This window comes from Bradyrhizobium diazoefficiens (assembly GCF_016612535.1).
Classification (GTDB): Bacteria; Pseudomonadota; Alphaproteobacteria; order Rhizobiales; family Xanthobacteraceae; genus Bradyrhizobium; species Bradyrhizobium diazoefficiens_C.
In genome coordinates, this window is sequence record NZ_JAENXS010000001.1 from 676,008 (window position 1) to 695,132 (window position 19,125).

The 19,125-nt window shown below is 63.6% G+C and carries 20 protein-coding genes; 5 read left to right on the forward strand and 15 right to left on the reverse strand.

Annotated elements, in window-relative coordinates; all coding sequences use genetic code 11:
* Positions 1-13: 13 nt before the first annotated feature.
* Positions 14-736: an aquaporin Z gene (aqpZ, locus tag JJE66_RS03180; protein WP_200512667.1), complete on the reverse strand. Its 723-nt coding sequence runs from the start codon at positions 734-736 to the stop codon at positions 14-16.
* Positions 737-994: 258 nt separating this feature from the next.
* On the opposite strand from aqpZ, the gene rpsU reads away from it, so the two are divergent.
* Together rpsU and JJE66_RS03190 are read left to right on the forward strand one after the other, a co-directional pair.
* Complete coding sequence (gene rpsU / locus JJE66_RS03185; RefSeq protein WP_014439827.1) at positions 995-1,303, forward strand: 30S ribosomal protein S21; 309 nt, start codon at positions 995-997, stop codon at positions 1,301-1,303.
* A 252-nt stretch (positions 1,304-1,555) separates the two neighbouring features.
* Entirely contained in the window at positions 1,556-2,206 is a 651-nt protein-coding gene (locus JJE66_RS03190; protein WP_200512668.1) for a tetratricopeptide repeat protein, read from the forward strand.
* Positions 2,207-2,297: 91 nt separating this feature from the next.
* Here the strand turns inward: JJE66_RS03190 and JJE66_RS03195 are convergent, their stop codons facing one another.
* From JJE66_RS03195 to JJE66_RS03245, 11 genes are all read right to left on the reverse strand, one after another.
* The gene (locus JJE66_RS03195) at positions 2,298-3,287 is read right to left on the reverse strand and encodes a hypothetical protein (RefSeq protein WP_200512669.1); all 990 of its coding nucleotides are present in this window, start codon (positions 3,285-3,287) and stop codon (positions 2,298-2,300) included.
* A gap of 93 nt (positions 3,288-3,380) precedes the next feature.
* On the reverse strand, positions 3,381-3,665 hold the full coding sequence (locus JJE66_RS03200) for a cupin domain-containing protein (protein WP_200515255.1): 285 nt from the start codon (positions 3,663-3,665) through the stop codon (positions 3,381-3,383).
* 92 nt (positions 3,666-3,757) lie between these two features.
* Positions 3,758-4,855: a calcium:proton antiporter gene (locus JJE66_RS03205; RefSeq protein ID WP_200512670.1), complete on the reverse strand. Its 1,098-nt coding sequence runs from the start codon at positions 4,853-4,855 to the stop codon at positions 3,758-3,760.
* 53 nt (positions 4,856-4,908) lie between these two features.
* Positions 4,909-5,715 (reverse strand): alpha/beta hydrolase, encoded by an 807-nt coding sequence (locus JJE66_RS03210; RefSeq protein ID WP_200512671.1) that lies wholly within the window; start codon positions 5,713-5,715, stop codon positions 4,909-4,911.
* A 92-nt stretch (positions 5,716-5,807) separates the two neighbouring features.
* Complete coding sequence (locus JJE66_RS03215; protein ID WP_200512672.1) at positions 5,808-7,205, reverse strand: NAD(P)(+) transhydrogenase (Re/Si-specific) subunit beta; 1,398 nt, start codon at positions 7,203-7,205, stop codon at positions 5,808-5,810.
* A gap of 39 nt (positions 7,206-7,244) precedes the next feature.
* A complete protein-coding gene (locus tag JJE66_RS03220; RefSeq protein WP_014492434.1) occupies positions 7,245-7,562 on the reverse strand; it encodes a proton-translocating transhydrogenase family protein in 318 nt (105 codons plus the stop codon).
* Positions 7,563-7,573: 11 nt separating this feature from the next.
* A complete protein-coding gene (locus JJE66_RS03225) occupies positions 7,574-8,701 on the reverse strand; it encodes a Re/Si-specific NAD(P)(+) transhydrogenase subunit alpha (RefSeq protein ID WP_200512673.1) in 1,128 nt (375 codons plus the stop codon).
* 138 nt (positions 8,702-8,839) lie between these two features.
* A complete protein-coding gene (locus JJE66_RS03230) occupies positions 8,840-8,992 on the reverse strand; it encodes an aa3-type cytochrome c oxidase subunit IV (protein WP_200512674.1) in 153 nt (50 codons plus the stop codon).
* A 97-nt stretch (positions 8,993-9,089) separates the two neighbouring features.
* A complete protein-coding gene (locus tag JJE66_RS03235; protein ID WP_200512675.1) occupies positions 9,090-9,476 on the reverse strand; it encodes a type II toxin-antitoxin system death-on-curing family toxin in 387 nt (128 codons plus the stop codon).
* Positions 9,473-9,739, reverse strand: a complete 267-nt coding sequence (locus tag JJE66_RS03240) for an AbrB/MazE/SpoVT family DNA-binding domain-containing protein (protein ID WP_200512676.1) — start codon at positions 9,737-9,739, stop codon at positions 9,473-9,475. The genes JJE66_RS03235 and JJE66_RS03240 overlap by 4 nt, the downstream gene beginning before the upstream one ends.
* Before the next feature lie 91 nt (positions 9,740-9,830).
* The gene (locus JJE66_RS03245; RefSeq protein WP_200512677.1) at positions 9,831-11,765 is read right to left on the reverse strand and encodes a M3 family oligoendopeptidase; all 1,935 of its coding nucleotides are present in this window, start codon (positions 11,763-11,765) and stop codon (positions 9,831-9,833) included.
* A gap of 127 nt (positions 11,766-11,892) precedes the next feature.
* On the opposite strand from JJE66_RS03245, the gene JJE66_RS03250 reads away from it, so the two are divergent.
* From JJE66_RS03250 to JJE66_RS03260, 3 genes are all read left to right on the forward strand, one after another.
* Entirely contained in the window at positions 11,893-13,389 is a 1,497-nt protein-coding gene (locus JJE66_RS03250) for a sigma-54 dependent transcriptional regulator (protein ID WP_200512678.1), read from the forward strand.
* A gap of 345 nt (positions 13,390-13,734) precedes the next feature.
* Positions 13,735-15,936, forward strand: a complete 2,202-nt coding sequence (locus JJE66_RS03255; protein WP_200512679.1) for a murein L,D-transpeptidase — start codon at positions 13,735-13,737, stop codon at positions 15,934-15,936.
* 273 nt (positions 15,937-16,209) lie between these two features.
* Positions 16,210-17,838 (forward strand): DUF882 domain-containing protein, encoded by a 1,629-nt coding sequence (locus tag JJE66_RS03260; protein WP_200512680.1) that lies wholly within the window; start codon positions 16,210-16,212, stop codon positions 17,836-17,838.
* Positions 17,839-17,848: 10 nt separating this feature from the next.
* On the opposite strand, the gene JJE66_RS03265 is transcribed toward JJE66_RS03260, so the two are convergent.
* The 3 genes from JJE66_RS03265 to JJE66_RS03275 all read right to left on the reverse strand — a co-directional run bounded on the left by JJE66_RS03265 (position 17,849) and on the right by JJE66_RS03275 (position 19,110).
* Positions 17,849-18,274, reverse strand: coding sequence for a DUF1801 domain-containing protein (locus JJE66_RS03265; protein WP_200512681.1), 426 nt, complete (start codon positions 18,272-18,274; stop codon positions 17,849-17,851).
* Positions 18,275-18,347: 73 nt separating this feature from the next.
* Positions 18,348-18,620, reverse strand: a complete 273-nt coding sequence (locus tag JJE66_RS03270) for a DUF2312 domain-containing protein (protein ID WP_094976882.1) — start codon at positions 18,618-18,620, stop codon at positions 18,348-18,350.
* A 187-nt stretch (positions 18,621-18,807) separates the two neighbouring features.
* Positions 18,808-19,110: a DUF1244 domain-containing protein gene (locus tag JJE66_RS03275; protein WP_200512682.1), complete on the reverse strand. Its 303-nt coding sequence runs from the start codon at positions 19,108-19,110 to the stop codon at positions 18,808-18,810.
* Between the last annotated feature and the right edge of the window lie 15 nt (positions 19,111-19,125).

The following is a 19,125-nucleotide window of genomic DNA, read 5'->3' on the forward strand; positions in this document are numbered from 1 at the left end:
ATCCCCTTCGCCATCAAGCCGTCTTCACGCCCGCGACGATGCCAGTGGGCTCCTCGCTGAGCCAACGATAGATCACCCCGCCCAGGGCGCCGCCGATCAGCGGCGCGACCCAGAACAGCCAGAGTTGCGACAGCGCCCAACCGCCAACGAACAACGCGGGGCCGGTGCTGCGCGCCGGGTTCACCGACGTATTGGTGACGGGGATGCTGACGAGATGAATCATCACCAGCGCAAGTCCGATCGCAAGCGGTGCGAAACCCGCGGGTGCACGGCCATGGGTGGCGCCCATGATGACGAACAGGAACATCATGGTCATCACCACTTCGGTAACGAAGCAGACGACCAGGCTGTACTGGCCGGGCGAATGCGCGTCATAGCCGTTGGAAGCAAAGCCCTTGGCGAGGTCGAATCCGGGAGCGCCGCTGGCGATCACATAGAGCAGTTCGGCAGCGACGATCGCGCCGCAGACCTGCGCAATCACGTAAGGCAGTATCTGGCCAGCCGGGAAGCGCCCGCCGGCGGCCAGGCCGACCGTGACGGCCGGATTGAGATGGCAGCCCGAGATGTGGCCGATCGCATAGGCCATCGTGACGACGCTCAACCCGAAGGCCAGGGACACGCCGACCAGACCGATACCGACCTGCGGAAAACCGGCTGCGATCACCGCACTGCCGCAGCCTGCGAATGTGAGCCAGAATGTGCCGATGGCCTCGGCCGCGTATTTCTTCATGTCCATGTGGCGTCTCCCCTGATTTCAAAGATTCCGGAACAATGTCCGCTGCGGCCCCTCTCAGCGCCAAATCACCCAAATCGGGAGCCGCATGGAGCATTTTCGCCGCATTTAGTGGCTGAACTTGGCCCGAAATCCCGCTTGGCAGGTGGACATACCGGGTTTTGTCTGATACATCCGCGCCCTCAAGGTTAAGGGCCGGGCGTTTAGCCATCCCCTTAGACTTACCAGAATTCAAATCCGATCCACTGAAGAGGATGCCGCGTGCAGGTTCTCGTTCGCGATAACAATGTCGACCAAGCCCTCAAGGCGCTGAAGAAGAAGATGCAGCGCGAGGGCATTTTCCGCGAGATGAAGCTCCGCGGCCATTACGAAAAGCCCTCCGAGAAGAAGGCCCGCGAAAAGGCCGAAGCCGTGCGCCGCGCGCGCAAGCTGGCCCGCAAGAAGCTGCAGCGCGAAGGCCTGCTGCCGATGAAGCCGAAGCCGGTGTTCGGCGCAGGTCCCGGTGGTGATCGTGGCGGCCGCGGCGGCCCAGGAGCTGGTGCAGGTGCAGGTCCGCGCGGACCGCGCTGATCTTGCCGACATTGCAGGACTGAGTTTTCGATGACGCGGGCCCCGGGCCCGCGTCATTATTTTGTGAGCAGTGTCTTTTCTGGGACGGGCACTACAGATGCGGCGCCAAAGCGCGATGACACTGGGATTAATTGTCATCGCGCTTTAGGTTGTTGTTTGAGCATGATCTCCGCGCAAACGCGTTCCGCGTTTGTCGCGAGGGAAAACCGCTGCACACTTTCCGGATCATGCTCTAGCGCGAGCGAACCGTAGATGGCTTCCCCTTTCCCCGAGCGCGGCTTGGTGCGGCTACGCCAAATCTGGCGCCAGCCGCTCACGCTGACCTTGATGGGGATCGCACTGTGCGGCTGTTCCTTCGATCTGGGCTCGCTGATGCCGGAGAAGGACAAGCCGCAGGAAGCGCCGAAGGCGGTTGCCGCGCCGGATAGCGCCGTCAGTGCTGCCAACGTCACCGAGGCCCAGTCCCATACGGCAAAAGCCCAGGCCCTGGCGAAATCGGGAGAGACTGCGGCAGCGCTGGATGAGTTCGATCGCGCCGTCGCACTCGATCCCTATAATGCGCAGGCGCTCTACGGCCGCGCCCTGCTCTATCAGAGCAACAACGAGCACGACTTCGCGATCGCCGATTTCGGTGCCGCAAGCGGGCTCAATCCGCAGAAGGCCGAACCGCTGCTCGGCCGCGCCGTCAGCTATCTCGCCATCGGCAAGGTCAAGGAGGCGGTCGCCGATCTCGACGAGGCCTCCGAGGCCGATCCGCACAACGCCCAGGTCTGGACGATTCGGGGGCAGGCCTATGAGCGGCTGGGAGATAAGACCAAGGCGGCAGCGTCCTACAACAAGGCCGTCAGCCTGCGCCCACGCGACGATGCCGCCCGCACCGGCTTGGCCCGCGTCGGCGGCTGACAGTCTTCTAAGCCTGGATTTGGCACGTTTTCTTGACGCGAACCGGTATCCACTTCGCTCGAAAGCGCGATGGGACGGCGCAGGCGCCGTCTCAATCGGGGGTGGCGCTCTTCGGCAGAACCGCGTGGAACATCGACTTCATGCCTGAGAGCATGTCGTCGGCAACATTCGTCTTCGGCCGCGGCGTCGTCGCGCCTGCGTCGGCGCGCAGATCGAGCGGTGGCGCGATCATCGGCACCGGAATATCGGCCGGCGGCGTCAGCCGATTCGGGTCGTCATTACCGACCGAGGCGGTGTAAGGCGGCGGGTTCGCAGGCACCTCGGTCAATGGCGTCGAGACCGTGATCGGCGGCGGCAGCGGACGCAGGGCCGACGGCACCGCCGTCACGACGCGCGGGGCTTCCTGAACGCGGAACGCCTCCGGCATGCGAGCAGCCTCCTGCGGCGCAGCTTCAGGCGACTTCTCGGCAGATTTGGCTTCAGCAGATTTGCCCTCAAGAGACTTACCCTCAAGAGACTTACCCTCAAGAGACTTGCCCTCGGGGGATCTGCGCAGGCGCTCGATCGCGGCGCGCGCCAGATCGTTGGCATCGGGCGTAGCAGCCGTCGGGCCGGAGTTAGCCTCGACCACCGGAACGGTGGCGGGAGCAGCAACGGCCGGAGTGGACGCTGGAGTCGACTTGGCAACAGCCTTCTCGCGCGCGGAGGGGCGACCGCGAGGGGCGGTCTCGGCGGGAGCCACGTCGGCAGCCTTAGTCTCGGCAGCCTTGGTCTCGGCAGCCTTGGTCTCGGCAGCAGGTTGATCGGCCGACTTGTTGGCAGCCCTCTCAACTGCCGCCTTCTCGGACAGGTTTTTCTCGGAAATGCTCTTCTCAGAGATACCCTTGGCCTTGACGCCGGGGGCCGGCAGGTTGGCCACATCGGCCGGCTTGCCGTTCTTGCCGGCAGGCGCCATCACCGCGGCTGGGGTATCCGCCGCCGGCCTGGCGTTGATGTAGTGATTAACAATGTAGGCCCCGATGATCGTTGCGAGCACCGAGGGGAAAATATCCATCGAAATCTTAGCGAGGTACTTCAGCATTTCTCGGCCACTCCCCGCGCGATCTGATGCGGGAACTTTGGGGCATTGTAAGGGATCAACTGCGACGGATCGATGGCAAAGGTTACGCGTGCCTTACGCCTTCAGCTCGATCTCAAGGAACACGATCTCGGTTGAGGTTTCGTTAAGTACGTCGTGTTGGACGCCGGCCTTGCGAAAATAGGATTTTCCGGCTGCAAGCTGCGCCTTGGAACGCTCCCCGCCCGGCGCCACGATGGTCATTTCACCAGCGACGACGGGGACGATCACATAGTCCATCCCGTGGGTGTGATGCCCGGTCGCGCTGCCCGGGGCGAGCCGCCATTCGGTCACCCGGACCTCTTCATTTTCGATCTGAACCTCGGACTTGGCGGCAAGCATTGGCAGTTCCTTCTGCGGCGTGATCCGGAAGAGCGTGCAGCGGCTTTCCTGAAAGATCACGCCCAAACAATAACCCAAAGCGCGGTCGCGCTTTAGGGCACGAAAACCATGAACACGAAGACCGCGAATACCACCATATGGACCAGTCCGAACAGGATGTTGGTCCTGCCCGTGCCGAAGGTCAGCATGCTCAGCAGGAATGTCAGGAACATCAGCGCCGTATTCTGGGGATTGAGGCCCAGGACCAGCGGCTGGTCGAGCGCATAGGCGGCCAGCCCGACCGCCGGAATCGTCAGGCCGATGGTCGCAAGCGATGACCCGAGCGCCAGATTGATGCTCTTCTGGAGGTCGTTCTTGCGCGCGGCCGCAATCGCCGAGACGCCCTCCGGCATCAGAATCAGGAGGGCGACCACAAGGCCGGCGAAAGCCGGTGGGGCGCCGATCTGGGCCGCGACGGCGTCGACCACCAGCGAGAACTTCTTGGCGAGGAGAACGACGGCCAGCAGCGAGACCAACAGCAACGCGATGCTGAGCCCCAGCACCTTGCCCGACAAACGAGCCTCACCGCCCTCGCCGTCCGCCCTCTCATGGACGAAGTAATCCTTATGCAGGACGGTCTGAGTATAGAGGAACACGCCATAGAGCACGATCGTCACGAGATCGACGAAGCCGAGCTGGAGCGTCGAATAGCTCGGGCCCGGCGTCGTCATCGTATAATTGGGCATGATCAGCGTCAGCGTCGCGAGCGCAATCAGCACGCTGAGATAGACGTTGGCGCCGGAGACCTGAAAGCCCTGCTCGCGATAGCGCAGGCCTCCGATGAAGACACAGAGGCCGACGAGGCCGTTGCAGACGATCATCACCACCGCGAAGACGGTGTCGCGCGCGAGCTCCGGCGCCGGCTTGTCGCCGAGCATGATCGTGGTGATCAGCGCGACCTCGATGATGGTGACCGCGAGCGTCAGCAGCAGCGTGCCGTAGGGCTCGCCGATCCGCTCCGCGATCACCTCGGAATGATGCACGGCCGCGAACACGGTGCCGAACAGGATCACCAGCAGGACAACCGCGAACAGGCCACCACCGGTCGACAGAGTAAAGCCGTAGCCGGTCACCGTGACGATCAGGAACAGCAGCACCGCCAGAGCGGGAAAGATCCAGGACGACCTCGGCATCGGTCCGTGTGCACTCATGCAGGCGATTCCTTCAATAGGGCGACCGATTATGCGCGAGAACATCGCGCCCGTCAGCCCTTGCCGCCGTTGATGAATTCGCACGCCGTCTCCAGTGCTCCGAAATTATCGAGATTCTCGTGCCCACCGCCTGAAAACCGCACCAGCTTCTTCGGCTCGCGCGCAAGGGCAAACAGGCGCTCGCCAAATCCGATGGAGATCGCCGGATCGTTGGTCCCGTGCATGATCAGCAATGGCACCGTAACCCGGGCGATACGCTCGTCGGAGCGAAATTGATCACGCATCAAGAGGCGAACCGGGACGAAGCGAAACAGCGAGGCCGCAACATCAACCGTTGACGTGTAGGGAGCTTCGAGAATCAGCTTGCCGACCGGATGCTCGGCTGCGACTGCGACCGCCACGCCCGTGCCGAGCGAAAAGCCCCAGACGACAATGCGTCGCGTATCATAACGTTTGGTCGCAAAGGCGTAGGCCGCAGCGGCATCCCGCAAGAGGCCCTGCTCGCTCGGCGCGCCCGTCGAGCCAGCATAGCCGCGATAGGACAGCGCGACGAGGCCGGTGCCGTCGGCAACGATGTCCTTGAAGCGGCTGACACGTCCCGCCAGGAAGTCGCCGTTGCCCGGAAAGAACAGCACCATGGGACGGCCGGGTTTGGCCGGCACATGCCAGACGATGACCTTCTCGCCATCGGATGCCGTGAGGATGTGTTCTTCGGCCTCCGGAAATCCGGCCGCGGCGGGCGCCTTGCGCTCGGTCGTCGGAATCGGAAACAGCATGTCGCGCTGCTTCACATAGAGCAGGGCAAGACCGGCGAGATAACCTGCTCCAAGGACGATCGCGATCCATTTAAGGAATGTCATCGCTGCGCCGCCGCTCCAAATTCAGGCCTTGCGGCGGCCCTTGAGCAATCTGACGACTTCAGCCCTGATGCTCAAGGAGAGCGGCAGCCGCGTTACATCGCCTTGACGATGTTCTCGGTCACTTTCTTGGCGTCCCCGAGCAGCATCATGGTGTTGTCGCGGTAGAACAGCGGATTGTCGATACCGGCATAACCCGATGCCAGTGACCGCTTGATGAACATCACCGTGCCGGCCTTCCAGACCTGGAGCACGGGCATGCCGTAGATCGGCGAGGTCTTGTCCTCTTCGGCCGCCGGGTTGGTGACGTCGTTGGCACCGATCACGAAGGCGATGTCGGCCTGCGCGAATTCGGAGTTGATGTCCTCGAGCTCGAACACCTCGTCGTAAGGCACGTTGGCCTCGGCCAGAAGCACGTTCATGTGGCCGGGCATGCGGCCCGCGACCGGGTGAATGGCGTATTTTACCTCGACGCCTTCCTTCTTCAGCACGTCCGCCATCTCGCGCAGCGCGTGCTGGGCCTGCGCCACTGCCATGCCGTAGCCGGGCACGATGATGACCTTCTGCGCATTCTTCATGATGAAGGCGGCGTCGTCGGCCGAGCCGAGCTTGGCGGGCTTTTGCTCGCCGGTTGCACCACCTGCTGCGGCGGTCTCGCCGCCGAAGCCGCCGAGGATGACCGAGATGAACGACCGGTTCATCGCGTGGCACATGATGTAGGACAGGATCGCGCCGGACGAGCCGACCAGCGCGCCGGTGATGATCAGCGCCGAATTGCCGAGCGTGAAGCCGATGCCGGCCGCGGCCCATCCCGAATAGGAGTTCAGCATCGAGATCACGACCGGCATGTCGGCGCCGCCGATCGGGACGATCATCAGCACGCCCAGCGCCAGCGCGATGATGACGATCAGCCAGAAGTCGAGCGCGCTGCCCGACATCACCAGACCGACGATGAAGACGACGAGCGCGATCGCGAGCGCGATGTTGATGACGTGGCGGAACGGCAGGATGATCGGCGCGCCGCTCATCCGCGCGGACAGCTTCAGGAACGCGATCACCGAGCCGGTGAAGGTCAGCGCGCCGATGGCGACGCCGAGCGACATCTCGACCAGGCTCTGCGGATGGATGTTGCCGGGCGTGCCGATGTCGAAGGCCTCGGGCGCGTAGAACGCTCCGGCCGCGACCAACACCGCAGCCATGCCGACCAGCGAGTGGAAGGCGGCAACCAATTCCGGCATCGACGTCATCGGCACGCGGCGCGCGACGACGGCACCGATCGAGCCACCGATAGCGATGCCGAGAATGACGAGCACCCAGGCGAGACCATCCGCCGGCGGATGATTGGCGAGCGTCGTGGCAACCGCGATCGCCATGCCGATCATGCCGAACAGATTGCCCTGGCGCGACGAGGCCGGGCTCGACAATCCTCGCAGCGACAGGATGAAGAGCACCCCCGCCACGAGATACAAAAATGCAGAGAAATTAGCGCTCATCTCAGGTCCCCATCTGTCCCATCAGCCCGAGGTGGCCGCTTACTTCGACTTCTTCTTGTACATCGCCAGCATGCGCTGGGTGACCAGGAAGCCGCCGAAGATGTTGATGCAGGCAAAGATCAGCGCGACGAAGCCGAAGGCGCGCGCCCATCCCGAACCGCTCGATACGTTGGCGACGCCGCCGGCAAGGAGCGCGCCGACCACGATCACCGAGGAGATCGCGTTGGTCACGCTCATCAGCGGCGTGTGCAGCGCCGGCGTCACCGACCACACCACGAAATAGCCGACGAAGACGGCGAGGACGAAGATCGACAGCCGGAAGATGAAGGGGTCGACGACCTGTGCAGCATGCTCCATGGCGGCTCTCCTTAGACCTTCGGCTGGAAGTTCGGGTGGATCACGGCGCCATCCTTGGTCAGCGCGGTGGCCTTGACGAGTTCGTCGTCCCAGTTCACGGCGAGCGCCTTGCTGGCCTTGTCGACCATGGTCTCGATGAAGTTGAACAGGTTGCGCGCGTAAAGGCTGGAGGCCGACGCGGCGACGCGGCCGGCGACATTGGTGTAGCCGACGATCTTGATGCCATCGAGGTCGGCGACTTCGCCGGCCTTGGCACCCTCGACATTGCCGCCGCGCTCGACGGCGAGATCGACCAGCACCGAACCCGGCTTCATCGACCTGACCATCTCGGCCGAGACCAGCTTCGGCGCCGGCCGGCCCGGGATCAGCGCGGTGGTGATCACGATGTCCTGCTTCTTGATGTGTTCGGCGGTGAGCGCGGCCTGCTTGGCCTGGTACTCCTTGGACATTTCCTTGGCGTAGCCGCCGGCGGTCTGCGCGTTCTTGAACTCCTCGTCCTCGACGGCGAGGAACTTTGCTCCGAGCGATTCGACCTGCTCCTTCGTCGCGGGCCGCACGTCAGTCGCGGTGACGATGGCGCCGAGGCGGCGCGCGGTCGCGATCGCCTGCAGGCCGGCGACGCCGACGCCCATCACGAACACCTTTGCGGCCGGAACGGTGCCCGCCGCGGTCATCATCATCGGGAAGGCGCGGCCGAAGGCCTCGGCGCCCTCGATCACGGCGCGGTAGCCGGCGAGATTTGCCTGCGACGACAGCACGTCCATCACCTGCGCGCGCGTGATGCGCGGCATCAATTCCATCGCGAAGGCGGAGACACCGGCATCCGCCATCGTCTTCAGCGCGGCCTCGTTGCCGTAGGGATCCATGATGGCGATGACGAGCGCGCCGCGCTTGTACTGCGCAAGCTCGGAGGCCTCGGGACGCTTCACCTTGATGATGATGTCGGCGTCCTTCAGCGCATCGGCGCTGACGGTGGCGCCTACTGCGGTGAATTCGGAATCGGGCAGGCCCGATTTGAGGCCGGCGCCCGGCTCGATGGCAATCTCGGCGCCTAACGCCTTGAACTTCTTCACCGTATCGGGCGAAGCGGCAACGCGCGGCTCCGACGGATCGATTTCCTTGGCAACGGCGATCTTCATAGGCCCTCCGGCGACGCGGGCAAAAACGCGCACGCGAACTTGGCGTCACTCCCGCAACGGTGGATACCGGTTTTGGAACCGGCTTGTATGCAAATTTTATAAGCAGCCGCCGGCGCTGGCGGATGCAACCGGCGATGGTCAGGTCAGGAAGATCGCCATCAGGATCACGATGAGCGCGACCGAGGCCGTACCGTACTTCACCAGCTTGATGAAGCCCTCATAGGTCTGCTCGTGGGCAACGTAGTCGTTGCCGTCGGCCGTGGTGTAGGCCATTTCGCTATGGTCAGCCATCGATTGTCCCCAGTCGAAAGTCGAATTCTCGGGCTGGGATACCTTAAACCTTCGGGCAGGGCAACGGCACGGAGGCGCGGTTTTCCCGCAAATCGGCTCATTCGGAATTCAGATTGTCGCGGATCCAGCGGACGAGGCTCTGCTCACTGACTTCACCGGCCGCGAGGGAGAGGATCATCGCAGCAGCTTCAGCCTCTGGGACGACAAAGTCGATGCTGTTCACGCCGAGAAAGGTATAGAGCGCAAGGAGCGAAGTGCGCTTGTTGCCGTCAACGAAGGGATGATTGCGCGCAACGCCGAAGGCGTAGGCTGCGGCTAATTCAGCGAGATCAGCATTCTCATAGGACCACTTGTTTTTCGGACGGTCGAGCGCGGATTCGAGCATGCCCTCGTCGCGCAAACCGCTTGCGCCACCATGGATCGCAAGTTGCTCGTCGTGGATGGCGACGACCATTTGACGCGTCAGCCAAAACGGTTCGTTCATTTGGCGAGCTCGGCGAGAGCGTTGTGGTAACGCTTCATGCCTCGCCGCGCGACTTCCATCGCTTTTTCGAAATCGGGATCGTAAGATGTCAGTACCAATGCCCCGTCCGATTGCTCAACCGGAAAGAGCTTGTCGCCCTCTTTGAGGTTGAGACGGGCAGCCAACTCCTTCGGCAAAATGAGGCCGATAGAATTGCCGATCTTGCGCACCTGAAGAGCGGTGGATTCGTTTTTCAGGTCTTTGGGGGTCGCGTTCTCGTTCATGACTGCACCTCGTTATACAAATGTACAACATTTGACAGCAAAGTTCAACAAAAGTTTTACGTGCATTCCAAGAGAACGCTGCCGGTCCGTATCAGCCCATCGCCTCCAGTTCGTCGATCATCCCGGCAATGACCGAGAGCCCGCCGTCCCAAAATTTCGGGTCCTTGGCGTCGAGCTCGAACGGCCGCAGCAGTTCGGAATAGTGCTTGGTGCCGCCGGCGGCGAGCATGTCGAGATAGCGCTCGGCAAAGCCCTCGGCCGCATTCTCGTAGACGGCATAGAGCGAGTTCACGAGGCAATCGCCGAAAGCATAGGCGTAGACGTAGAACGGCGAGTGGATGAAGTGCGGGATGTACATCCAGTAGTTCTCGTAGCCCGCCTTGATCTCGATTGCCGGCCCCAGGCTCTCGCCCTGCACCGACAGCCAGAGTTCACCGAGCCGCGTTGCGGTCAGCTCGCCGTTCTTGCGCTCGGTGTGGACCGCCCGCTCGAACGAATAGAACGCGATTTGCCGCACCACGGTATTGATCATGTCCTCGACCTTGCCGGCGAGCAACGCCTGGCGTTGCTTTGCGCTCTTGGTCTGCGCCAACAGTCGCCTGAAGGTCAGCATCTCGCCGAACACGCTCGCGGTCTCGGCGAGCGTCAGCGGCGTCGGCGCCATCAGCGCGCCGTTCTTCGCCGCCAGCACCTGGTGCACGCCGTGGCCGAGTTCATGGGCAAGCGTCATCACGTCGCGCGGCTTGCCCTGGTAGTTCATCAGAACGTAAGGGTGCGCCGACGGCGTGGTCGGATGCGAGAAGGCGCCCGGCGCCTTGCCCGGGCGCACCGGTGCGTCGATCCAGCGATCGGTGAAGAAGCGCTCGGCGATGTCGGCCATTTTGGGCGAGAAGCCGCGATAGGCGGACAGCACCATGTTCCGCGCATCGGGCCAGCCGATCGTGTCGGTTGCCGCGAACGGCAGCGGCGCGTTGCGGTCCCAATAAGCGAGCCGCTTCTTGCCGAACCATTTCGCCTTCAGCGCATAATAGCGATGCGACAGCTTCGGATAGGCCGCGCGCACAGAAGCGACCAGCGCATCCACGACTTCGCGCTCGACGCGGTTGTTGAGATGGCGGGAATCGGCAACATCCTTGAAGCCGCGCCAGCGGTCCGAGATGTCCTTGTCCTTGGCGAGCGTGTTGGTGATCAGCGCAAAGGTGCGCTCATTGGCCTTGAAGGTTTTCGCCAGAGCCTCGGCTGCGCTCTTGCGCTTGGCGCCGTCGCGGTCGGCCAGGAAATTGAGCGTCGGCTCGATCGCGAGCTCCTTGGCACCGACCTTGAAGCGGAGACCCGAGATGGTCTGGTCGAACAGCCGGTTGAACGCGGAATAGCCGGTCTGCGCCTTCTCCAGGAACAGCTGCTCAAGCTTGTCGTCGAGTTGATACGGCTTCTCCTTGCGCAGGTCCTCGATCCAGGGACGGTAGTACGCGAGCTCCGCGGCTTGCATCGCGCGGTTCAAAATATCGTCATCGACGCGGTTGAGCTCGAGCGCGAAGAACAGAAGATGCGTCGACGCCGCCGTCAGCCGCTCCGACACATCGCCGTAAAACTTTGAAATCTTGGGATCAACGCTGTCGCCGGCGTGGACGAGACCGGCGAAGGAGCCAAGGCGGCCGGCGAGATCGTCGATTGCTTCATACCGCCGCACGGCCTCAGCGAGCCATTTTCCGCCATCTTCGTTTGCTGTGCCTGTTGCGAGCTTGCCTTTGTAGTCCGTCTCGAACGCGACGCAATCGGCATCCATCATTTCGAGATCGCGCGCCACTTCCGGCGCGTCGATCCCGGAATAGAGATCGGCGAGGTTCCACTCCGGAAGCTTACCGGTCTTGCTCGCAGTCTTGGCGAGCGCAGTCTTGGCGAGCGAAGGCTTGGAGGGCTTTACCTTGGCAGCGGATTTCTTCGTGCTTGGCTTGCGGAGAGCGGGCTTGCTGGAAGCAGGCTTGCTGGCGGACTTCGTCAAGGCAGATTTGGAGCGCGAATTCATTGTGTGGGAAACCTGTGTTCAACAATCGCGACGGCGGGCGGGGGCATTAAGGTTTAAGAGGGCGTTAATCGGCTTCGGCCAGAGTGACCCGATTCGAGACAGATAGTAGTAGCGTGCGGGGAGCACCATGGCTGCCAGTATTTTGATTGCCGACGACGACGCAGTAGCCCGCCGCCTGGTCGAAAACATGGTGCAGAAATGCGGCTATGAGACGGTCGTCGTGGAGTCCGGCGACGCCGCAATTGCCGCCCTCACCGCCCCCGACGCACTGGCCATCGATGCCGTCATCCTCGATCTCGTGATGCCTGGCCTTGACGGCATGGGCGTGCTGGCGAAAATCCGCGAGGCGGGCCTCAGCGTGCCAGTCATCGTGCAGACCGCTCATGGCGGCATCGACAACGTGATCTCGGCGATGCGCGCGGGTGCGGCCGACTTCGTGGTCAAGCCAGTCGGCGTGGAGCGCCTTCAAGTTTCATTGCGTAACGCGCTCAACGCCTCCGCGCTCAAGGGCGAATTGCAGCGCATCCGCCACAGCCGCGAGGGCCGGCTGACCTTCTCTGACATCATCACGCGCGCCGAAGCGATGACGAGCGCGATGCGCGCTGCACAGAAGGCCGCCAACTCCACGATTCCCGTGCTGATCGAGGGCGACTCCGGCGTCGGCAAGGAGATGTTCGCGCGCGCCATCCATGGCAGCGGCGAACGCAAGGCAAAGCCGTTCATCGCGGTCAATTGCGGCGCCATCCCCGACAATCTCGTCGAGTCCATCCTGTTCGGCCACGAGAAGGGCGCCTTCACCGGCGCGACCGAGCGGCACATGGGCAAATTCCTCGAGGCCCATGGCGGCACGCTGTTTCTGGACGAGGTCAGCGAACTGCCGCTGACAGCTCAGGTCAAGCTGCTGCGCGCGCTCCAGGAGGGCGCAGTGGAAGCGGTCGGCGGCCGCAAGCCCTTGAAGGTCGACGTCCGCATCATCTCCGCGACCAATCGCAAGCTTCTGGAGCGGGTCAAGCAGGGTCATTTCCGCGAAGACCTGTTCTATCGCCTGCACGTTTTGCCGCTGACGATTCCTTCACTCAGGGCCCGGCGCGAGGACATCCCGCACCTCCTGCGCCATTTTCTGGCGCGCTTTGCCGCCGAGGAGAACCGCCCGATCTCCGGCATCAGTGGCGAGGCCGTGGCGCATCTCGCCCAGCTCGACTGGCCCGGCAACATCCGCCAGCTCGAAAACGCTGTTTACCGCGCGGTGGTGATGAGCGAGGGCGACCAGCTCGGTCTCGACGATTTTCCGCTGCTGGCGTCGCATCCGCACACCGCAGCCGAGATTCCGACCGCGCCACTGATGATCGAGCCGATCGCGGCGCCCTCCGTCGTGTCGGGTAGTGAAATACCGATCGCACCGCTCCCGATTGCGGGGGCCCTCTCGATGTTGACCCCCACCGGCGATGTCCGCCCGCTCGAGGACATGGAGAACGAGATCATCCGCTTCGCGATCTCGCACTACCGGGGACAGATGTCGGAGGTGGCACGTCGCCTCAAAATTGGCAGGTCCACGCTTTATCGCAAACTCGACGAAGCCGGCGTTCCCGGCCATGGCGGGAAAAGCGGCGAAGAGACGCACTGAACCGTACTATGAACGGCGGTTTGCCTGACGGTGCGATGTCGCCGTAAGCCGTTCGCATTGCGGGGATTTCACCTGCCGCCGGAACCGTGACTTGGAAGTGACAGACGCAGGGAAAGCGCGTGGTGAGGGCGCACAATTCGTTGCAAACGGGCTTTCTTGAAGTCAGTTTGTCGTGAGTTGTCCCGGGTAGCGCTGGCCGCAAAATCGGGGCCTGTATATCGTCTGCGTGAGAATCGTTGCGTGCAGGCGTGCAACTTTCGAGAGGCCGGCGCGGTTTAGCCGAAACTCAATAGGCGATAACGAAGCTGTTCCACGGGGGACAGTTCACCCAAGGGGTGCGACACAATGCGTGACTGTTTGAACCACCGTGCAGGCTTTGACCGTGTTTTGATGACGGTCGCAGCAACCTTCCTCACGGTATCGGCCGGCTCAGCACTGGCACAGGATCAGGCGCGCAGCAGCGCCGCCGAGCTCGCGATCGAAGCCGCGATCCCGCGCCCCGAGCCCGCCAACGTCCCGCCCCCGACCGCCGCCGACATCAAGCTCGACACCACCGCCACGGTGCAGGAAGCAGCCAAGGAGCCCGCGAAGGCTGACGCTGCTCCAGCCCCCGACAAGGTCGAGACCAAGCCCTCCGACGTCGCCGCCACGCCCCCGGCTGATGCGCCCAAGAGCGAGACCGCCAAGACTGAACCCGCGAACACTGAACCCGCCAAATCCGAGCCGGCCAAGGCCGACACCGCAGCAGCGCCGGCGGCCGTCCCCGCCGCCCCTGCGGCTGCAGCAGCGCCCCCGACCGCCGAGCCGGTGAAGGCCGCGAGCAACGTCCCCGCCGCTGACCAGCCGGTGGCCGACAAGCTCAAGGAGATCATCGGCGCCAAGACCTCGCGTCATTTCGACCGCAAGCACGAACGCGCCGCCGTCGAGAAGTTCTACGGCGCACGCGACTTCGCACCGGTCTGGACCCAGGGCGGCAATCTGACCGCCGCGGCCAAGGGCGTGATCGCGCGGCTGAAGGATGCCGCCTCCGAAGGTCTCAATCCCGTCGATTATCCGGTGCCGGATTTCGCCGCCGCCACGACCCCTGATGCGCTCGCCGATGCCGAGCTGAAGCTCACCGCCAGCATGTTCGACTACGCGCGCCAGGCGCAGAGCGGCCGCATGCACTGGTCGCAGGTCAGCGCCGACATCCTCTATCCCGAGCATCCGGTCGATCCGAACGAAGTGCTCACCAAGGTCACGACCGCAGCCGACGCGTCCGCGGCGCTCGACAGCTACAACCCGCCGCAGAAGCTCTTCAAGGAGCTGAAGGCGAAGCTTGCGCAGCTCCGAGGCCAGGGCGAAGGTCCGGTGATCGAGATCGCCGATGGTCCGGCGCTGAAATACACCCCGGCCCGCGGCAAGAAGCAGGCGGAAGTCGTCGTGGAAGATCCGCGTGTGCCGCAGCTCCGCGCCAAGCTCGGCATTACCGAGAACGCGAGCGACACGCACTACGACGCCACCGTCGCCGAAGCCGTGCGAAAGTTCCAGGATGGCGTCGAGATGAAGGCGACCGGCGTCCTCGACGACAAAACAGTCAGGGCACTGAACAGCCCGAAGCGCGACAAGCAGATCGACACTGTGCTGGTGAATATGGAGCGCTGGCGCTGGCTGCCGCGCGACCTTGGCGTGCCCTCGCTGGGCGACGCCTATGTCATCCTCAACATTCCCGACTTTACGCTGAAAGTGATGCAACACGGCCAGCAGGTCTGGACCACGCGCGTCGTCACCGGCAAGCCGGGCCAGCACGCCACGCCGCTGCTGACCGAGACGATGAAGTACATCACGGTCAACCCGACCTGGAACGTGCCGCCGTCGATCGTCTATGGCGAATATCTGCCGGCGCTGCAGCAGGACCCGACCGTGCTTCAGCGCATGGGCCTGAAGCTCGAGCAGAACCGCGACGGCTCGGTGCACATCTCACAGCCGCCCGGTGAAGCCAACGCGCTCGGCCGTATCCGCTTCAACTTCCCGAACAAGTTCCTGGTCTATCAGCACGACACGCCGGACAAGTACCTGTTCGCCAAGGACGAGCGCGCCTTCAGCCATGGCTGCATGCGGGTGCAGAATCCGGACCAGTACGCCTCCGTGCTGCTCAACATCGCCCTGCCGGGCGACAAGTACACGCCGGAGCGCGTGCGCAGCATGTACGGTTCGGGTGAAGTCGATCTGAAATTCCCCACCCCGATCCCGGTCAACATCACCTACCAGACCGCGTTCGTGGACGACGGCGGCAAGCTGCAATTCCGCAAGGACGTCTATGGCCGCGACGCGACCATGATCAACATCCTGAAGAACAGCCGCGGCAAGGACCTCGAAAACGTCGTGGCGCATTCCCAGCCGAGTTATTCGCACCCGGCGACGACGCTGCCCCCAGGCGTGGCAGTGGCCAACAATGGCGGCGGCTTCAGCTCGTCCAGTCCCAATTTCTTCGAGCGGCTGTTCGGGGCGCCGACCCCGCCGCCGGCTCCGGTCGGCCGCCGGCCGCAGCGGGTGTTCACCCGCTGAGTCCGGGAGTCCGACCTCCTTTTCCTGAAATTCTCAGCAAGATCAGCGACCCCATCCCTGGATGGGGTCGTTTAATGTCAACCATTCTCCACCCGTGCCCGGGCAGCGGGCGTTTTTTCGCCACACTAGGCCGCTTAGGTCGGTGTTCTGACTTGGTTTGGGGGGCGGGAAGGTCAACCTCGAATTAACCTTCTCGCTTTAAGAAAGCGTTCACCCTCTTTCGCGCGCCAACGGGGTTGGCGGGAGAGTCCATTTTGAACGCTGGTCGACTGGGTGGGCTCATACGTGCTGGCTGGTTTCGCACGCCAATTTACTTCGTTGTCGTTGTCCCATGCGGGCGTGAAGGCCGGATCCCGGGTCGGCCTCGCTTCCGTATTGTTGCTTGCGGCTGCCGGTTCGGTTCATAACGCCGCGGCGCTGAACGAAACCAAGACGCTCTCCTTCCACCACACCCATTCCGGCGAAGACCTCACCGTCACCTTCAAGCGCGACGGCCGCTATGACGAAGCCGCGCTGAAGACGCTCAACCACTTCCTGCGCGACTGGCGCACCCAGGACGAGACGGTGATGGACCGTCACCTCTTCGACATCCTCTGGGAAGTCTATCGCGACGTCGACGGCAAGCAGCCGATCCAGATCATCTCCTCCTACCGCTCCCCGGCCACCAACGCCATGCTCCGCCGCCGCTCCGCACATACGGGCGTGGCGCGCTTCAGCCAGCACATGCTGGGCCATGCGATGGATTTCTACATTCCGGGCGTACCGCTGGAGCAAATCCGCTTCGCCGGCCTGCGGCTGCAACGTGGCGGCGTCGGCTTCTACCCGACCTCGGGCTCGCCCTTCGTGCATCTGGACACCGGCAGCATCCGGCACTGGCCGCGCATGACGCATGACCAGCTCGCCCGCGTGTTCCCGGACGGTCGCACGGTCCATGTCCCGACCGATGGCGTGCCGCTGAAGGGATATGAGCTCGCCAAGGCAGACATCGAGCGCCGCGGCGATGGCGATGGCGCCGCGACCGTGGGTAAGCCGAGCTTCTTCGCTGCCCTGTTCAAGAGCAAGCAGGCCCCAGCGGCCAGCGCCGACGAGGATGACGAGGGGGCGCCTGCCGAGAAGCCAGCGGCGCCGACCCTTGTCGCAGCCGCTGCGAAGCCGGTCGATCCGGTACCAATGCCCCGTGCCAAGCCGTCGGTCGCCGCCACGATCCAGCTCGCCTCGGCCGACGCTCAGCTCGTCGCGCCAAAGCCCGCGCCCGTGGCTGACAAGCCGGCTGCCAGCAAGTCTTCTGACGGAAAGCCCGAAACCCCGGCCGACATCATCAACGCCCGTGGCTTCTGGGACGCCCCGGCCACGCCGCAGCAGGCGACACCGGCCCAGGTCGCAGCCCTGAGGGCGCGTCAGGCGCTCGCCGCTGCGACCGATCCGCGACCGACCGCGAGCGTATCCAACGCCGCCTATCAGGCGCTGGCCTATGCGCCGGCTGCCGCTTCGCCAGTCGACCGCGCCAACGTCGTCGCTGCCTCTGCACCGATCCCGCGTGGCGTGCGTCCGGTGTCAGCGGCCCGCAACTCCGCGCCGGCCACCGAAATCAACACCGTCGTGGGCAAGAGCACCGACGGTATGATCGCGACCGCAACCCGGCTCTCCGCCGCCAAGAGCGAGAGTATCTGGCTCAAGATCGTGATGCTGTCACCGAGCGCGAGCCGCGCGATGTCGGTAACGCTGATGGGCGAGATCGACATGACCGCGATGCGCGCCTATTTCGTCAAGCCGCAGACCGTGGTTGTGATGGGCTTCGTCGACGATCCCATGCACGGCCTGTCCTGCGACAGTTTCTCGGGCAGCGCCACCGCGAAGCTCGAGACGACGTCGTTCGTCATGCGCACTGCCGCCTTGCGCTGAGGCTGATAGCCTACCGCGCCTTCTTGGTCCGCCGATCCAGATGGTACGTCAGCGCCAGCGACAGGCAGACCGATAGCTCCTGCTTCGGCAGCTTGCCCGCCACCGGCAGCAACAACGCCCTCGTCTGCCGATACTCGAACTGTTCGGGAAAGCGCTCGCGAAAAGTGTCCACCAGCGTCGTCTTGCAGTTGAACAGGACGGCGGCGTGCTCGGAGTCCTTGAGGCAGCCAAGCCGGATCGTGGAGCCGCTGCCGGTCTCATCAGTCAGATAGGCAGGCTCGCCCCATTTGAGCGTTTCGGTGAGCCGGCCGATATTGTCGTGCGCCGCAGCGATCGCGAAGATCAGGTCGCGCACCTGGAGCAACCGCTTGCCGATCGGCGCCGGAAGCGCGCCGAAGGCACGGTTCACCTCACGCGGCAGCGGCGGCGCAATCACAGCGGTCTCCGTTCACAAATGAAGTGCGACAGCCGCAATTTGTAGCCCGAGCGATGTCCGAGGCGCAAACGCCTCAGAGCATCCCCAGCGCCTGCATGTAGGTCTCGAGAATCGTCTCGGCCTCGGCGCGCTCGTTGGGATCCTGCTTGCGCATGCGCACGATGGTCCGCAGCGCCTTGACGTCGTAGCCGTTGCCCTTGCTCTCGGCGTAGACGTCGCGAATGTCGTCGGAGATCGCCTTCTTCTCTTCCTCCAGCCGCTCAATGCGCTCGATGATGGATTTGAGCTGGTCCTTGGCAAATTTCGTCGCGGGCTCGTCGTCGCGGACGGCGGCGGTGGTGGCCATCTTGGTACTCCAAATGGAACTGGCAAAACGAGGTGACGCCGGCATCCTCACCGCGCGTGCTGCGAGAACCCTTAGGGTTGCCGCCGACTGCGTTCAAGCAAGCATCGCGCTCGTCCACAGCGCGCCCACACCTTCCTGCAGGGAGCAAAGAAAGCTGTTGTGTGGTGCGACTCAGGGCTCGCCCCACTCAATGCCCGGGATGAACCTTCTTCATCGCCTCGAGCTGCTCGGGCGTGGCCGCGTCCTGGTGCTTCGATTTCCAGGTCTCGTAGGGCATGCCGTAGACGACCTCCCGGCTCTCGTCCTTGCTGAGAGCAACGCCTTGGGCGTCGGCGGCGTCCTTGAGCCAGTTGGACAGGCAGTTGCGGCAGAAGCCCGCCAGATTCATCAGATCGATGTTCTGGACGTCGGTCCGCGTCTTCAGATGATCGATCAGGCGCCGGAAAGCGGTCGCCTCGAGCTCCGTTCTGGTTTTGTCGTCAATTGCCATGGCTGGATCCCTCGG